At 36.8% G+C, this 18109-nt stretch carries 11 protein-coding genes; 1 reads left to right on the forward strand and 10 read right to left on the reverse strand.

Going from position 1 to position 18109, the window contains the following annotated elements; translation table 11 throughout:
• Positions 1-171 precede the first annotated feature (171 nt).
• The gene (locus tag I862_RS06480; protein ID WP_038540282.1) at positions 172-2067 is read left to right on the forward strand and encodes an LTA synthase family protein; all 1896 of its coding nucleotides are present in this window, start codon (positions 172-174) and stop codon (positions 2065-2067) included.
• Positions 2068-2071: 4 nt separating this feature from the next.
• Here I862_RS06480 and I862_RS06485 read toward each other — a convergent pair whose 3' ends face one another.
• From I862_RS06485 to holA, 10 genes are all read right to left on the reverse strand, one after another.
• Entirely contained in the window at positions 2072-3679 is a 1608-nt protein-coding gene (locus I862_RS06485; RefSeq protein ID WP_038540285.1) for an NAD+ synthase, read from the reverse strand.
• 40 nt (positions 3680-3719) lie between these two features.
• The gene (locus tag I862_RS06490) at positions 3720-4094 is read right to left on the reverse strand and encodes a hypothetical protein (RefSeq protein WP_038540288.1); all 375 of its coding nucleotides are present in this window, start codon (positions 4092-4094) and stop codon (positions 3720-3722) included.
• A gap of 170 nt (positions 4095-4264) precedes the next feature.
• Positions 4265-5074, reverse strand: coding sequence for a peptidoglycan editing factor PgeF (pgeF, locus tag I862_RS06495; protein ID WP_038540291.1), 810 nt, complete (start codon positions 5072-5074; stop codon positions 4265-4267).
• A 20-nt stretch (positions 5075-5094) separates the two neighbouring features.
• Positions 5095-7128 (reverse strand): TrbL/VirB6 family protein, encoded by a 2034-nt coding sequence (locus I862_RS06500; protein WP_038540294.1) that lies wholly within the window; start codon positions 7126-7128, stop codon positions 5095-5097.
• Between the two features lie 197 nt (positions 7129-7325).
• On the reverse strand, positions 7326-10046 hold the full coding sequence (locus I862_RS06505; protein WP_038540297.1) for a TrbL/VirB6 family protein: 2721 nt from the start codon (positions 10044-10046) through the stop codon (positions 7326-7328).
• A 16-nt stretch (positions 10047-10062) separates the two neighbouring features.
• Positions 10063-12666 (reverse strand): TrbL/VirB6 family protein, encoded by a 2604-nt coding sequence (locus I862_RS08565; protein ID WP_038540300.1) that lies wholly within the window; start codon positions 12664-12666, stop codon positions 10063-10065.
• On the reverse strand, positions 12663-15074 hold the full coding sequence (locus I862_RS06515) for a VirB4 family type IV secretion/conjugal transfer ATPase (protein ID WP_038540303.1): 2412 nt from the start codon (positions 15072-15074) through the stop codon (positions 12663-12665). The genes I862_RS08565 and I862_RS06515 overlap by 4 nt, the downstream gene beginning before the upstream one ends.
• Before the next feature lie 6 nt (positions 15075-15080).
• Positions 15081-15371, reverse strand: a complete 291-nt coding sequence (locus I862_RS06520; RefSeq protein WP_038540306.1) for a VirB3 family type IV secretion system protein — start codon at positions 15369-15371, stop codon at positions 15081-15083.
• 185 nt (positions 15372-15556) lie between these two features.
• A complete protein-coding gene (locus I862_RS06525) occupies positions 15557-16945 on the reverse strand; it encodes a hypothetical protein (protein ID WP_038540308.1) in 1389 nt (462 codons plus the stop codon).
• A 124-nt stretch (positions 16946-17069) separates the two neighbouring features.
• On the reverse strand, positions 17070-18083 hold the full coding sequence (gene holA, locus I862_RS06530; RefSeq protein ID WP_038540311.1) for a DNA polymerase III subunit delta: 1014 nt from the start codon (positions 18081-18083) through the stop codon (positions 17070-17072).
• Positions 18084-18109 lie beyond the last annotated feature (26 nt).

Consider the following 18109-nt stretch of genomic DNA (forward strand, 5'->3'; position numbering starts at 1 on the left):
GTAGCAAATATATTAAAAAAACAAAGCTTTATATCATCTAATCTAAAGCTCTGTATATAAAGAAGACAATGTGAGCTACTTAATTTTCATTTATATAAAAGTAATTTATTTATCCTGCTTCATATGTTAAGGTTCTCGGCAATTAATTTTATATAATAAAAAACTATTTCTATGCTGTTTAAAAGACTTCTGCCTTACATTTCGCTGTATTTTTTAATTGAAACTCTACTTCGGATCTCTCTACTTATCCGTTCTTTAAGCGACATTGATTACAGCTTTACCGATATAGCTAAAGTATTCGTAATCGGCTACTGGTTTGACCTGGCTACGCTCGGTTTCTTTTTAATTCCGATAATCTTATATCATATATCTTTACCTAGCAGCAAACACGGCAGTCGCTTTGACCAAGTTGCGACTAAAGTTTTGTGTTTTATTTTTACTTTTATATTACTTTTTGATGCTGTTGCAGAGCATATATTTTGGAGCGAATTTAATACACGCTTTAATTTTATTGCAGTAGATTACTTAGTATATACCTCAGAAGTCATAGGAAATATTATAGAATCATTCCCAATTTATCGATTAATCGCTGCTCTCATAGTAGTTGCTTTCTTTCTTACATGGCTCTCTACTTCAATTTTTAACCCTAAGGCTCTTATGGCGCGAAATTTTTCCAAGCGCTTAAAAAGCTCTTTAATGACTTTTTCTATTCTTTTGCTCACTTATTTTTTAAGTTCGGTAGAGCAAGCTAATTTTAAAAATAACGCTGAAGCAACTGAGATAGCATCTAACGGAATACATAATTTATTCCATGCCTTTTGGAATAATGAAATTGATTACAATAGGTTTTATGCCAAACAGGATGATAATAAAGTTAATCAAAATATAAGAAAGCTACTCACCTCTGAAAATACTTCTTTCATTGATCAGGATATTACTCGAATTATTAAAGCCAATACCCCGATAGATCATAAAAATATTATGCTGGTAGTAATGGAAAGCATGAGTGCAGAATACATGCAAGCATTCGGCAACAATGAAAATTTAACCCCTAATTTGGATCGTTTAGCAAACGAGGGCTTATTTTTTACCAAGCTTTATGCCACCGGTACCAGAACAGTTAGAGGTCTAGAGGCAATCACTCTTTCAATCCCTCCGACTCCAGGACAATCGATAGTTAGACGCGGTGGAAACGAAAACTTATTCTCTTTAGGCTTTATATTAAAAGATCATGGATATGATACCAAATTTATCTATGGCGGATTCGGCTATTTTGATAACATGAATGCTTTCTTTAGTGTAAATGGTTTTGACGTAGTTGATCGCACCAATTTAGATGATAAAGAAGTACAATTTGCTAATATTTGGGGCGTATGTGATGAAGATTTATTTAAGCGTGCAATAGTAGAAGCGGATAAATCCTATACTACCGGCAATAAATTCATGCAGCTGATTATGACTACCTCGAATCACCGTCCCTTTACCTATCCGGAAGGGAAAATTGATATTCCTTCTCATTCAGGAAGAAGCGGAGGAGTAAAATATGCGGATTATAGTGTAGGAAAACTTATAGAATCGGCTAAAGAAAAACCCTGGTTTAATGATACTATTTTCGTATTTATTTCTGACCATACCGCAGGTGCTGGCGGCAAAGTTGAATTAAATTTAAATAAATATCACATACCGATGATAATTTATGCTCCGAACTCTATAAAGCCGCAGAAACATAATGATATAGCAAGCCAAATAGATTTAGCTCCTACTCTTTTAGGTTTAATGAATTTTAGTTACTATACAAAATTCTTCGGGAAGGATTTGCTGAATTCTAAAGTAAACTCACCTTATGCGTTTATCAGCAACTATCAAAAGGTGGCTATGATGAAAGATAATAAAATTACCGTACTTGCTCCAAAGAGTAGTATTAGCCAATATACCTGGCCAAATGGGGAACATGTTGAGAATATGGAAGAGGCTCTAGTGGATGATACCATAGCTTACTATCAATCTGCTTCAAAATGGCGTGAGGTTTACGGTAAGATTCCTACTCCTTTAATTGCCGAAAATTAAGCGCTTATCCTTTATACAGATTAGTAATCGGATATCTCCGCTCCTTATCCAAAGTCCGGGTGGTTAGTTTAACGCCGGGAGCGGATTGTCTTCTCTTATATTCCGAAATCTTTATCAGCTTTATTACTTTTTCAACCGTTTCTTTATCAAACCCTTTATCTATAATCTCTTCTTTTCCTAAATCCTGCTCTATATAAGCTTCCAGTATTTGATCTAATATACTATATTCCGGTAACGAATCACTATCTTTTTGATCTTCTCTCAGCTCTGCAGAAGGTGGCTTGGTAATTACCCGCTCAGGCATCACAGGGGAGTTTGAATTCATTACTTGAATTGAAGCCGGAAGCTTAGAATTACGAAATTTGGCTATATTAAACACACCGGTTTTATATAAATCCTTGATCGGGTTGAATCCTCCGCACATATCTCCATAAAGAGTTGCATACCCGACGGCATTCTCGCTTTTATTACCAGTGGTAAGCACTAAACTTTGCGTCATATTTGAAATACTCATCAGTATTATTCCTCTAGCCCTCGATTGTAAATTCTCGTAGGCAATTCCGGAAGCACCTCCTATCCCGCTATCAATGGTCTCAACTATATCAGTGATCGCAATAACCCGGTAAGATATTCCGAGCATTTCAGCTACCCTCTCAGCATCCTCCAAACTTTCTCTGCCAGTAAATTTCGACGGCATCATTATAGCGTGCACATTTTCTTTTCCCAAAGCATCAACTGCGATTGCCGCAACTAATGCAGAATCTATTCCGCCTGATAACCCGAGCAACACCGACTTAAATCGATTATTATGCATATAATCTCTAAGACCTAGCACCATAGCTCCATAGAGCTCATCTTCCTTAGAAAAGTTTTCTATATTATTTGTAGTTAAAATTTTATTTCCCTGAACATCTACTAATATGCTATCTTTTCTAAATGCCGCTAAACAAAATTTTAAACTTCCGTCGTAACCAAAGCTTCTTCCTTCAAAAACTATGCCGTCTTGCCCGAGTACCTGATTACAATATATAATCGGAAGCCCTACCTCTTGATATCTTTTTTTTATTATTTCTAAGCGAGTATTAAATTTTTCACCATCATACGGGGAAGCATTGGGTACCAGTAAAATTTCAGCACCCTCCTCTTTTAATTTTGAAGCCGCCTCAGGAAACCACATATCTTCACAGATAGGTACTCCGATTTTATACCCGTTGATATCTATAACTCTGGGCTCCCCGCTACTAAAATATCTTTCTTCATCAAATACCCCGTAATTAGGTATACATTGTTTATAGCTTTTTCCTATAACTTGGCCGTTTTGAATAGCTAAAATTGCGTTATAAAGCTTATCTTTTTCTTTAATTACAGTGGATAATAATATTGCCGGTGCTTGAGAATTTTTTATCAATAAGGCTGTGTGCTTTTCTAATTCCGTTAAGAATGAAGGTTTATGCAATAGATCTTCAGGCGTATACCCGACACTGATCATTTCAGGAAATAAACATATATCAACATTATTCTCGCATGCTTTCAAATAGCAATTTTGAATTAAATCAAAGTTATACTCAATATCTCCTATTCTAGGCTTTACCTGTGCTAAGAATATTTTCATTCCATCCTACTTATTATGTCACATTATTAACTAGTATTCTTTATAATGATTTAAATTTACCTTGTTCTTTTTCTATAACTTTTACCCATGTATTTTGAGGACATGGGCCCTTTTCATTATATTTATGTAAATCTTTATATTTATTAATATTCCATTTTGCAGTAGCATTTTCAAGCTCAATTCTTAGGTGCGGTAGATTATAAAAATCTATCAGCATTGAAGCCAAATTTTTTAAATAAGTTATATCGGATTCTGAATCCAATAACTTATGAATAATTTCTTTAACTTCCAAATAAGCATTTTTAATCTGCTGCTCAAATGTTATTCTCTTTTCTTCTTCCTCATTAGTTATATAACCGGCATTTTTTTCAAAAGCACCGCCAAGTTCACTAACCTCCCCCAAGGTTTTCTCCATCCTTTTTAACTCTATATAATCTCCTTAAAACATACCTTAAATATATCAGGTTAACAGAAGGTTAATAAATTATGGTGAAGTAGAAAAACAAGTACTCTAATACTTAATTTATTGAAATAAATTCCGACAAAGATTTAGTAAAATTTGTTAGCGAGTATTTATAATATAACTTAAGAACACATTCCCACTACTGAAAGCTGGGTTCCGTATTCCATTTTTCCTTCTTTATTAAAGCTCTTTTCATGAGTGGCACGTCTATAGCTAAAAAATTCAGGATTAGAATAAGTATCTATTCCTAAATTATCAATATGCTGAATTCCAATATTTTTAAGTCTTGCCATGCAATAAGCCGGCAGATCGAACATATAGTGGTCAGCTTGCTTTGAATCAATAAAAAATTCACGGCTAGTCGGATTAACACTTATAAAATTATTATAAAATTTTTCATCCACCTCATATGAGACTTGCTGAATGCATGGTCCGATTACACAGATTATATCTGCTATATTTGCTCCTAAATTTTGCATAGCCGCTATAGTATTATCTATAATACCTGATACAGCCCCTTTCCAACCTGCATGAGCTGCCGCAATGATCTTTTCTTTAGGATCAAAAAATAAAATAGGAACACAATCGGCGGTTTTTATCCCTAGTAAAATTCCCGGTAAATTAGTAACCAAAGCATCTGCCGCCGGGTGCTTAATATGCTCGTCTCCATCCTTCATAGTAATTACATGGTTGGAATGAGTTTGTGTAACTGTAATCAATTTGTTGTACGGAAAACCTAAACTATTGCTTATAATCTCACGATTGGTAATAACGTTTTTTTTACTATCAGATGAGGCTAAATTGCAATTTAAAGATTGAAAATGTAAATCTTTACTCACACCTCCTTTCCTGGTAAAAAAGCCATGTACCAGGTTAGCTTGCTCTGCTAGTTTTAAACTAGAATATTTAAAGGTCTTACTTTCTTTATTCATACTAAATTACGTTATTTATTTTACTCTTTTTTACTACCCCTTTCAAACCCCTCGTTTAATTTAGCTCCCACATTTTCAGGCATAAAGTTTGTTCCTTCATTACCTCCTATTTGCCCCCCGTTGCCGGGCATCATAATTTTATCCATACCCTTTTTAAGCATATTAGGGTTTTGTACAATTTTTTCCCCCATTTTTGCTACATCTCCTACGAGCGGGATACCCTGTGCTTTCTTTAATACCATACCTACAGGGTTTAATCCTTTAACCATATTCATACCTTGCCCAATAAATGATCCTTGAATTGCACTTTGCATTGCTCCGGCCGAAGCTGCCGAAGCCGGTCTACCACTACCCATTAATGAATCTGCGATAGTCGGTACTTCTTCCAAAAAGCCGTTAAATATCAATGAAACAATCAAAAAAGCAAACAAATGACCGATCGTTAATGCTGAATTAGCCTGGCTGGAGAAAGTCGGGTACCAAAACATTAAATCAAAAATATCAAGACCTGCAATACTAACATCCCATACACTCACCCAACAAACCTGATAATATAATAATTTTTGCAGCTGCTCTGTAATAATACTCATCATAAGTGCAAAAGTAGAAATGACAAGAATCATAAGGAATACACTATTAGCCATTAATTTGATCCATTCATCAAATAAATTTTTAGTCCACTGAAATAATAACATTATAATAAATATTGGAGCAGAAACCATAAGCAAAGCTAATTGCATAACTGAAAGTAAATATAAAAATACGGCTCTAAAAATACCAAGTAATACAAAATACCAACATATATATATTGCGGGAATAAAGTAAAGTTTCCAGTCATAGAATAAAACTGCTACTATTTTTTTATGTATAGGAGCAGAAATTAACATTTTAAAAAACAGATCAAATATTGAAAGCGCAGATGCATTTTCTGGCATTAAGAAAATAGGATCATTTATATTATTATCATAATACAATGTAGAGGTAACAATAATTTGAGTAATACTTGCAGCTCCCTCGGTAAACAAATTAAATAGGTTATTATTAAAAAAGTCCCAACTATATTCTGAGAGCAGGGTGGCAATTAAACCGACTTTTATCAATCTGATTATTAACTCCTTTTTCTCAATTTTAATTAACCCCATCATGAAACTTACACCTGTAAAAGCTACGTATAATACAAGCATAGCTCTACAGATAGTAATAAACTTTAAATCTCGAGTAATGGTAATATAAATAGAGGCGGTAACTTCCTTTATAGTATCGGTAATAAGCTCTATAACTTCTTCAATAAAGCCTTTATTAGAAAACACCCCGCTAATTAGGCTAACCAGATATTTCCCCCCATTATCTTCATAATACCTATCTAATATTTTGAAATATAATCTTCCTCTTACAACATAATCTAAACCTTGTGACTGCTGGTCTTTAGTACAAACCGTTTTCTGCTCATCATTGTTTTGACAAAATTGACTATAGTTTACTTCAAAATATTTTTGATCTTCACTTGAGTCTTCATTATTTTTAACTGTTGCATGAAAAGTTCTAAAGAAAGCAGTCGGTAAAGTTAAAGCATTCCCAAGCTCATTAGGATCTAATGTTTTGCCATTATTATCTATTGCAATCAAACCATACAATCCTTGCCCTTCTTTAAGCACGCAAGGATATGCATGGTCAGGATTACTATCTACTATTTTCCCGTTATCTAAGCAAATTGCATGATTTGAAATATTTTTTGCACAATCAAGCATTATACATTCGGTTTTAGTCTCCGCACCCCAAGGATACCACTCTCCTTGAATATACCCTTTAAGCTTAGAATAAGAAGAATTTTCGGAATTATTGGCAATACCGGTAGTATATAGCCCCGTATCCACCCATGGTGCTATTTGCTGCCCTTTAGGGAATGTTCTTAGTAGCTTGGTATTAATAGTTTTTCCGGTTTTCGGATCTTTAGCTTTATATGTAGTGCCGCCTCCGCTTTGATTAGGGTTAGCAGGAACATATAATGACCCCCCCAAGGCCAAAATCAGAAGCAAGGACGCAGCGCTCGGCATACGACTTCTGTGGGCTACCAGAAATGCCTATTAGTAGAATCAGTAGAACTTTTATAGAACTTAATAGTTTTTTCCGCATATCCCCTCTAAGATCTTTTCTACTTTTACTAGATAGTTAAAATGAATAATAATATTTTTTCTTTTTCCTTCTAAGTAAAAATATAATTTACCTGGCATAATTTTCCTTTTCACATTATTCAACCATCAACCGGGGGCATAGGTATCGGCGGCTTAGGTACCGGTGCACCGTCTTTTTTAGTTTTTCCCTGCTCTCTTTGCTCTCCCCTTTGTTTCCCCTGTAGGAATGGTTGTGTTAAAGTATCTCTGGCCTGAACTGACTCTTTATCAGTTCCGGTAATTGCGCCGAAACCCTCCAAGCCTTTCGCTAAAGGATCATTTTTATCAGCCATATTACTAAGATTACTACCTATAAAACCTCCGCTGACAAGTTGCATTGCCATTGAAGAGCAATGACCCATTAAAGCATAAGTAGATTGTGACATTAAAAACAAAAAGAGTATAGCTGCTATCTGAGTAAGCGGCAGGCCAAGAAAATCATCAGACGGGTAATGCATATTTAGCAAAGTGGTCCATCCCGGGATTAAGCACAAATCAATATCTATAACACCGGCATTAAGTTGGAACCCTAAGAAGCATATCTTACATGCAGTAATTGCTAAGCTTGTATATAAACCTACCATTAATAGATTATTTATCATTGTAATCATAGCGAATACAAAAACCGGTTGTAAAGTAAATGATAATAGCTGTTTCAGCCAAGCATCAAAGAACTGCCGGGTAAATTCAAATAAGATAAAAGATATAAATAGAGGAGCAATTAAAAGGAGTAAAGCTATCCCGATCATTGACATTAAGTAAATTATAATAGCTTTACCAATACAAAATATATAAGTTACGGCGGCAATTACAATTAATATAGCTATTATAAACCCTAAAAAAGAAGACATAAGCACAGCGCATACTTTAATCCATACTTCTCTACTGAATAGCTGAGTAAACGGCTTGTCGAAAACGGAGAAAGCTAACGACGGGTCTTGCTGTATTCGTCTAACTTCTTCTGTTGAAGCTGAGGTTTCAACTACTATTCTTGCTATAAGCTCTAAGCCTCCATCAGTAAATAAGTTAAATAAATATGTATTAAAAAACTTCCAACTATTTGGTGAAATTAAAGTTATTACTATTCCTATTTTTATAAATCTTATTATAGCTTCTTTTTGAGTTATTTCCGCAAATCCTGCTATAAAACTTAAGCCTGTATAAGCAATATATAAAATAAGTAGAGCCCTGATTGCATTAACTAGTTGAGTATCTAAAACCATTCGGTTGAATATCTTCTGAACTTTTCCTTCACTATTTGTATTTCCAAACAAATATTCTCTTACCGTTCTGATTAAATCAGAAATAAAACCGGTTATGCTTGGGGGATCGCCCTCAATTTCTACCTCTACGAAATATCCTCCGCTTGTTTTCCAAGGAGCATAATTATTTTTAGCGGATTCATTACTGGATTTACATTGTGATTCGTCATTCGGGCATTGAGGAGCTTTATCTTTTTCAAATTCCAACGGCTTTATCCTAAGGAACACCCCACCTCTATTCCTTCCTTGCAATACTACTTCGCCGCGGCTCATAAGCGCTTCTTTAGGTACATCATACCACTCAACGCTTGAATCCCACGGTTTGTAACTATTTATATCGTCCTTAGTATCTAAGGGTACTATAGCATATTGCAGCCTATCCCCATCATAATGAGGGCACCCTTTCCAAGAGACTTCTACATACTGTCCCCCGAGATTATCATCCCAATTATCAGCATCTCCACCATCATAGTGCTTTAACCCTAGTCTTGTCCAATATTTTGAAAACCCTGAAAGATATCCTGAATAAAAAATCATTTTATAAAAATAATTTTCTTGTTTTTGGTTATCGACTATTACATTGGTTCTTATGTTTTCTAATATTTTATTTTTTAAACCGTAAAAAGTATATTTTGCATTATTTTTATTTGCTTGTGCAGGTGATATTGTATAACTTCCTTTAGCATTGCTGTTCGGAACCTGTAATTCGCTCCCTGCCAGATAAAGTAATTCCCCGTCATCCCAATCATTATAATAAGGGGCTCTAACTCCTAATGAATACTGCATCGGCACACCTTCACAGCCATCCGAACATAGAGAAGCAAACCCCCAGCCCATAGTTATAGAAAGGTAGTCACCGTTTTTAACATCAATTCCTGTATCAGTCCAATGAGGGTTACGTGCATTCCATGTACTTGGAGATGTGTTTCTACCCGACCATTTACCGGTATTCCAATCCCAAATATTATCCTTAAAGGAATAAATGGTAGGAACTAATTTAACTGTTTTCATGCCGCACATATATACTGCATTGCCTTCGGTTCCCCCCGGGGCAAATACCTTAAAATATGCCTTTGCACCAGGGTTTATAGTGACGCCTGTCTCATAGTAATTATTAGCTGCCGAATCAATCGCAGTTTTATTAGTACTACACTTTGTTCCGATTTCAACTGCATCTTGCCACACGAATGGCAGCCAGGCAGTACTGTCAGTGTTAGCTTGTCTAAATGCTTTTTTAAAACTTTTTCCTGCTTGGCATTCCATTATACAATCATCGATTATATCCTGGTTTAGTTCCCCGTCATAACTGGTTCGGGAAAAAGCATTACATTCTATTTTACACCTTTCCGCACAGACACGACCTATCGGCTTCACCTCAATAACTTTTCTTTGGATATCACCGAATTCCCAGCTGAATATACAATCATCATATAATGCATAGGAACTCTTAGGTGTAAATATCAGCAACCCCCAAATAAGTGCGAGAATAAAAGCAAAACTTATATTTTTTAAATATTTTAAACTTAATAAATTCTTCATTTTTTACCTAAATTCTCTATCCACCCATACCAGGCATTCCGCCGCCGCCACCGCCACCGCCACCGCCGCCTCCCATCATACCACCCATTCCACCCATCATTCCGCCACCGCCGCCACCGCCGCCGCCTCCCATCATTCCGCCCATTCCACCACCGCCACCGCCGCCACCGCCGCCGGTGAGACTACCGGTCATACCGCCAAGCTTAGATGTAATCCCTCCCATTGCTTTTCCACCCATTTTTTGAGTCATCGCAAATAAATCTATCGAACCTTTGGCCATACCTCCTAAGTCCTGCACTCCGGTTAAGACAGCAAGGAAGCTGGTAACGGAACCTAAAAAGAAGTAATATATTACTGCAAATAACATCATTTTCACTACAACATTTAAATAATCGGATGCCGCACCTGATTTTAATCTGGTAAAGCTGCCTAAAGGGCCAAGATCAAATTTTTCCGTAAGTGTATCACTCATTTTACCCACACTGACTAAGCAAGGATCAGCTTGAAGGTGTTTAACAGTATTACAATAAAGCGAGTCTATTCCTTGGCATTCCGCTAATACATTATTTAGGTTACCTCCCGATATTTTAGGCCCTCCTGCAAGCACTAAATCTCCATAATATATTGAATCGAAAGTAACCAACATTAAAGCAACGAAAGCAAACAAAAGAGCAGGATATAAAATATATCCTAAAATCATCTTTATCCAGTTGTCGAATATGGATTTAGTTGCTTGAAATAGTGAAAAGCATAAAAAGATCGGGGAAAGCAATACTAATATTGCTATAATGAATACCGCGAGGATAAACATATGAGCGAATTTGAAAACTACCAGTAATAATATAAGCACATATATAAACGAAACTATTGCTAATAAAAATCCGACTGCTCCTACTAAGAACGCCGCACTTACCATCCACATGCCTATAATTCCGCCCAGTGAATAACTGCAAGACCCGAGGTTCATGTAGTTTATCAATTTACAATCCACTAAATCCCACATTGTCATTTTAAGGCTGTTGAAACCTATAGTCGGTTGCACTCCGCTACCGATTGATGAAGGCGGTATATCTCTTTGAGCTAATAATTCCTGTCCGCCCAGTATATATCTACACATCCCTACCGGGTCATTTGCATTTTCCGCATTCATAAAAAATGCCCCTATTTCATCGGATGCCCATACCAGCGTCGGAAAGAGCCCTTGCGCCTCCCCATTCACAACATAGTACCATGCACTTGGAGTAGTAAAATATACTACCAGCCCGAATTTAATTATAAACATTAAGAACTCCCCTTGGCTTGGAACCTGCGGTGAACTAATTATTTTAATACCAAGTAATGCCACATATAAAACAAGCGCTGCATAAACTATGCCTCTTAGCCTATCTTGTATAACAATAAAAAATCCTGTGTTCACATAACCGGGATTATTCTCCGGGCTTAAAAATACTTTTATTATAAGGTCTTTAACGCAACCGACTACCGTACTGGTAATATGAAAATCACTTTGCAGGAACCCCTTCATAGCAGTCGCATCATGCCCGTTTTCATCAGTTTGCTTCAGCGCTTTACCTAATCCGTATAAATCGGTTCTTCCGGTAAGCAGATAGTAACATCTGGTTCCTTTCGTATAAAGCTCAAGGAACGGATCAAGCCCTGATTGCTCCGCAGGCGGTGCAACCTGACTACACCCGACTTCCAAGGGAAGTAAAGTATAAGGGGTTGCAGCACAAATCTTAATTTTAGCATTGGAACTGTCATAATGGTAATAGCCATAATACTGCACAGACCCTTCATCTAAATCAAGCTCACCTGCTTTTAGCCAAATTTGAGCCCTTCCAGAGGTTACACACCGATCATATCCACTCCAAAACCTACCCACCCAACCACGGGTAACTTCGACCAATACTTGCCCTACTCTTTCTTTTTTCTCATAATTCTTAGCTTCGCCTACACAATATGGTGAGGCGGCACCCATATATCCCCAAACCCTACCGATATATGCAGAATCCGCACTACCTTCCGCAATTTCTTTACCTGTTGAGGGATCATATTTAGGATCACAGGAATAATAAAACGGTACATCAGTCGCCGTTAAAGCTTTAGAACCGGCATTATAATATTTACCGTTATTTCCTTTCTGACACTTCCAATAATCCCCTCCTTTCTCCCTATTAATATATTCCCATGGTTGTACTATATATGAGTTTGTGCATACTTCGAGCATTATCATTAGCTCAGTACCAATTGCAAGAATAGCAAGCCCTCCGGCGAAACCACCATAATACATCATCATAAAATAAACCATCGACCTACCGATAGAGGATAACGCCGAAGTAACCATTGATACTCCGGAATCTGTTTGGGTATTAGGCCTGCTATCCTTCCCTAATACGGGAGGAATATAAGTATTACTGAAATCCGCTACATCGCTTGGACCCATTACATACCCGTCTTCAAAACAAAAGCTTAGATTGCCGATATAATCGAACATAGAGCCGGTATCCGACCTTGACTCAAATTCCATAATACTATCAAAAGCATTAGCTTTATTTATCGGACATATGAGCAGCATAAAAATAAATATGCTCAATTTTGCAAGATTCCCCCAAGACTTCATTCTTCCCTTTCCCTTAAACGGTTGTTAAATATCGGGATCCAAATATTCGGATCATCGCCGTGTTTTTTTCTTATTTCATCAAGTATCAGTACTGTATCCGCTCTTCCTGATAGGATATTTACTACATCTTCCAGGCCGCTTAGATCAATTTTAGCTATAACTGCATCATTACCTTGTTTAATCAAGAAGAAGCGGCTACCGGGATCAGTAGTTTTAATTAATTGAAATTCTCTCTCACTTAGCATAAAAGTTTGCCGATAAGCAGCGGTTGCTTTTAAGTTCGGTAAGAATATTTGAGTTGCGGTTTGCTGAATTAGAGTATCACTAATCGCACTTTTACTGGCATCTTCAACGCTTTGAGTAGCGAATACAACAAAGGTATTGAGTTTTCTTAAAACTTTTAACCAATCCTTAATTTTAGGTGCGAACACCGGATTATCAATTAGAGCCCATGCCTCATCAAGTACAATCATGCATGGAGTTCCATCGAGTGATAAATTAATACGGTGGAATATATATAGAAGCGCCGGCCCCAAACTTGCTTTATTCTTCAGTAACTCTCCCATTTCAAAGCCGAAAACGCTAGCTTTACTGAAATCTATCACATCCTCATCATTATCAAAAAGGTTGGCATGCGAGCCGTTGCTGTGCCACATAGCAAGCCTACCGGCTAATGTTCCCGGACCTGCCATACCTAAAAACGGCGCTATATTTCTTAGTTTTCTATCCTTCTTCTCTAATTTAAAGTTACCGTTCATTGCCGCGGTCAGATATGCTATATCCTCAGCAGTAACTTGCTCTCCGTTAGTTGAAACAAGTTGCTTAAGCCACTCAAGAATAAAAGTTTTATTCTCACCGGTTTCAGGAAGTTGAAGCGGATTAAACCCGCATTTTCTGCTCGGATCAATAATAGTATATTTCCCGTTCAATGCTCTTAAGAAGATTTCCGCTCCCCTATCCTTATCAAAGAAGAAAAGTCTACATTTATATTTCTGAGCTTGCGCACACAGGAAGTTCATCATTACGGTTTTACCCGCTCCTGTAGGTCCTATAATAGTAGTATGCCCGACATCTCTTAAATGAAAATTAAAATAGTACGGCGTTCCTGAAGTAGTATCTAAAACGGTTACCGCCTCTCCCCAATGATTTCCTTTCTGTTTACCCAAAGGGTAATTGTGCATTGAATTAAATGCAGCAAGGTTCATAGTATTTATGGTTGATTTTCTAACAATAAAATCATAATTACCGGGGAGCTGCCCCCAGAAAGCCGGCTCCAAGTTAGTTCTTTCTCTTACCCCTATTCCGCCCGAATTAGTAATCTCTACTGCCGCCATTGATAATATATTTTCCAACTCTTTAGGATTTCTTGAAATACACATTACGGATAAATGATGGGAACCGAAGTGGATTTCTCCGCTCATTGCTTTATCCAGAGCATCGGAAATTTCTATAATTTGGGAGACGGCTTTATCTCCTGCTTGAATCATCCTGTTTTGCTGTAATTGCATTCTGTGCATTGCAGCTTGCTTATTGGTGAATTCAAATGATTGAGTGAGAATAAACTCAAAAGGCATTCTAAGGAATGAATCTAAGATACCCGCCCAGGTTTTAGGTCCATATTCTTTAATGCTTACTATTCCTGCGAACCTTTCGGCGCCGTTTAAAGATTTTGCTTCAATAGATTTTTTGCCGAAATATAACCTATGGTTATTAATATATTTATCTATATTTCCCAGCGGATAAAGCATACGGGATTGTGCACCACAGTTAACAATCCTACCGAAGAACTCACATAGCTCTGAATAAACTCTATCTTGCTTTCTATCTAAGCCGAGTAATTTCGGGTTATATTCTCTAAGTGTATTAACTACTCGGGTAGTTGCTTCTTCAAGCTGCTCATAGGCTTCCCGCATTGCTATATCTCTTGCACCTTTATCACCGCCTTGCATCAGTTTTTTAATCATGGATTCAATACCACCTATACTAAGCCCGGCTTCAATTTTTCTAACTACTGAAATATACAATTCATTGGTAAAAGCTTGCTTATCCTTATTTTTTTGAAACCATTTCTGGTCTAAATAGAGGGCAAAACCATCAGGCATATCAATACTTGCATAATCATCGGGATAAACCTGCTGGCGCTTTCTGATTACATGGAAATAAAGGCCTAAGTTACCTGAGGCCATACCTTTAAATAATTGGTTACGGATTATTTTCTTTATATCTAAATCTTCATCATCGGCAGTCTCGAAAGAATAACCGCTAATTTTTACTACTTGAACTAAATCATTGCTCTTAGTAATTACGGTATTACTATTCCAGTGAGTTAAATAAGGTATGAAACCGCTACTCGGATACTCTCCGCTTGCTACTTTTTCTCTTTCAGCTTTAGTTCTAAATAGCTTCATCATATCTTAATATTGATCATAAGAGTTAGCACCATGATAAAGCTTGTTTTTACAACGAGAGCATTTCTCCGCTTTTACTCTAAACAGCTCGATAAATAATGGTTCTTTAGAACATATATAATATCCAATTGCATGAATCGGGAACATCATAGCAAAATATTTAAAATCACTGGTGGAGATATAAGCTATCATCGAACCTATTCCATTGAGGACAGCAAATCCGTAACTTACACCGAAAAGCATCGGCGGCCTGGTAAGCCCGACAAATAGAGGATCAGCGTTCAAACCTCCTGCCATATCTTTTCCCTCCCAAACTTATGAACTATATATTAATCTAAAGATAATACGCTTGTATAAAAATGTACAATATAAAATTCACATATGAGCTTGAATAATAACAATATATGAGTCTTGTATATAAAAAAATAAGGGTTACATGATGCTTTAAACCATGTAACCCCAATTTTAATTTTTTTTATAATTTAGAAAGTAAGCCTGGTACCTATTAAATAAACCACACCTTGATTACTTTTCGGTGCATTAGCATCTTTAAAATGGAAACGCGAAGCTTCAGCATACGGCATGAACCCCGGAGCTGCTTTATATTCCACACCTAAAGAAATATTAGTAAATTTATTATATGTAGTATCTGAGAAGGACTTATTTGGTGAAATTGCAGCGCCTGGAAATGATTTTTCGACAAATCTTCTTTGAACATCAGTTCCGATTGATTCCAAACCGCCTGCTTTCTTACTTTTCATAAAATTTAAACTATAGCCTAAATTTCCATATTGGTAAGCTGCCCCTATGGTCCAGTACTGGCTCCCTTGCTTTGTACCTTCGAGTTTAGTTTTATAGGTTCCGGTTTTCATCCAACTACCGTAGGTTCCGCCGATTACAAAATCCTGATACCCGATTGCAAGGCCTGCTTCATAGGCTTTAAGGTCTCTGAGCAGATCCGTGCCTACAAATTTTTTAGCTTTACCGATCTCTCCGACTAAGCCTGCTTTAATGTTCCATTCCTGATTGAAGTTGTGCTTAAACTGAACACCGCCGCTGATTATATTTTTAAAGGTTGGTCTGTTACCTGCTATTCCTATAGGCTTTCTGTCGGTATCAACCGGTCCGTCGTCTCTTGAAGCTCTGGTTGCCACACTTCCGGTGCTATCCATATCGGGAATAAAACTAACCCCTATCGTTAAAGTTGGATGCGGCATAGTATAAGCGGTAAGCTTAGGAGCGGAAGCATAGTATTGCGCAGAATAATTTGACGGAAGATTAGGGCTTACGATAAATTTATATCCGCTTAAATTATCCATTTTAGTTAAGCCGAAAGGTGAAAAAGGTGAGACTCCTGATAAATCAATATAGGCAGTTTCACTAGCCCATTTTGACCAAAACCCGTCAACCCCGTAAGCCGCTTTAGCAAGTGCCGCAGTGGTATCCATTTCAAATACCCCGCCGGCTCCGTAATAGTTACCGCCTTCAAGTCTTCCTATACTGTCATGCTGAATATATGCCATGGTTTTTTCGGCAATTCCGCTTTGATTAGCGGTTGATTTACTTGTATCAGCATTAAGCCTGATTAAACCGCCGTATTTAATAAGCCCGGAATCTGTAACTCCGTCAATATTAATATCTATCTTGGTATCATTTACTATTGCCGATCTGTTCCCCTTACCTTCGGATTTGTAACCAGGGATGCTTAAGAGATTTACGTTATCTATCACATCTCTATATTCACCTGTTTGCCTAACATGCCCAACCATAGTATCAAATCTGCCGCCCAGTTTAACGGTCGGCGGTTCCGCTGCATTAGCAGCCGCAGCTATTACTGATAAGATTGCCGATAAAGTAATTTTTTTGTACATTATGATCACCTTTTGTCATTTTTGCACTTAAACAACTAGCATAGATACGTTAAACCACAAGTTTTTTATATGCGCATAATATACAAATAAACTAAACGTGGTTTTATTGTCTAAAGCTTATTTGCTAGGTATTTTGCCTGATATTTAGGCTCAATTCCTGATTTAGAATTACCTCAGGTTGAGCCAGCCCTTTTTTACATTTCAGCTCTATATCAACCATTGTTTTAAACATTGAGAGAGCTTGATCTAAGCTTAATTTTTTAGCTGCTGTTATTAAGTTATCTTTTTGTTTAAAAAATACCGGCGGTTTTAAAGAAAAGATAGCCTGCTCTAAATCTTTTCCTCCCTCAATCAAGCCTTTTAGTTTAATTACTTTAACTAAAAAATTAGCAAGCACTCTAATGATCAACATAAAATTTACATCTGCGCTTTGTAAGCTGTTAAGATATTTTTGTACTTGATTCACATTCCCCGCAACTAAAGCCGCACATAGATCATCCAAAGAAATTTCGGCATTTGCTCCGATTGCATTAATAATATCTTCATATGCTATTTGTTTCTGCTGCCCTAAATAAATACTAAGCTTATTAAGTTCATTCCTTATAATATGCTCATTGGCCGGAAGGATTTCAACTATAGTATCAACTATTTCATTTTGATATTTGAATCCTTCTTTATCTAGGTATTCTCTAACCATTTTTTTCAGCCTCATTTGATCAGGCTTATAGCAAGCAATCGCAAGTATATTTATTTCTTCTTCAAAAAATTTACGCATAGATGAGCTTTTGCTTAGGTCACCGGCGATAAAGATTACCGTTGAACTGCCTTTACTGCGCTTTATTACTTCCGTTAATTCTTTGCTTATGGTTGCTGCCGCATCGGTTACAACTATTACCCTCTTATTATTAAGCAATGACAGTGAAGCCATTTCATCCCTTAAAGCTATCGGGTTTTCTCTTACCGCAGCATATGGTATATTTATAACTTCAATTTCCTCAGCTTCGGATTTTTGTAAAAATTTAATTATTTTCTGCTTTGAAACATTAACTTCCGCCTCTTCAGGGCCATAAATTAATATTAACTGAGGCAGGGGCTTATTTCCGAACAAGCTTTGAATATTGGAAGAGATGAGTTTCATAGCGACCTTAATTTACCATAAAAGCG

This window comes from endosymbiont of Acanthamoeba sp. UWC8 (assembly GCF_000730245.1).
Classification (GTDB): Bacteria; Pseudomonadota; Alphaproteobacteria; order Rickettsiales; family Midichloriaceae; genus Jidaibacter.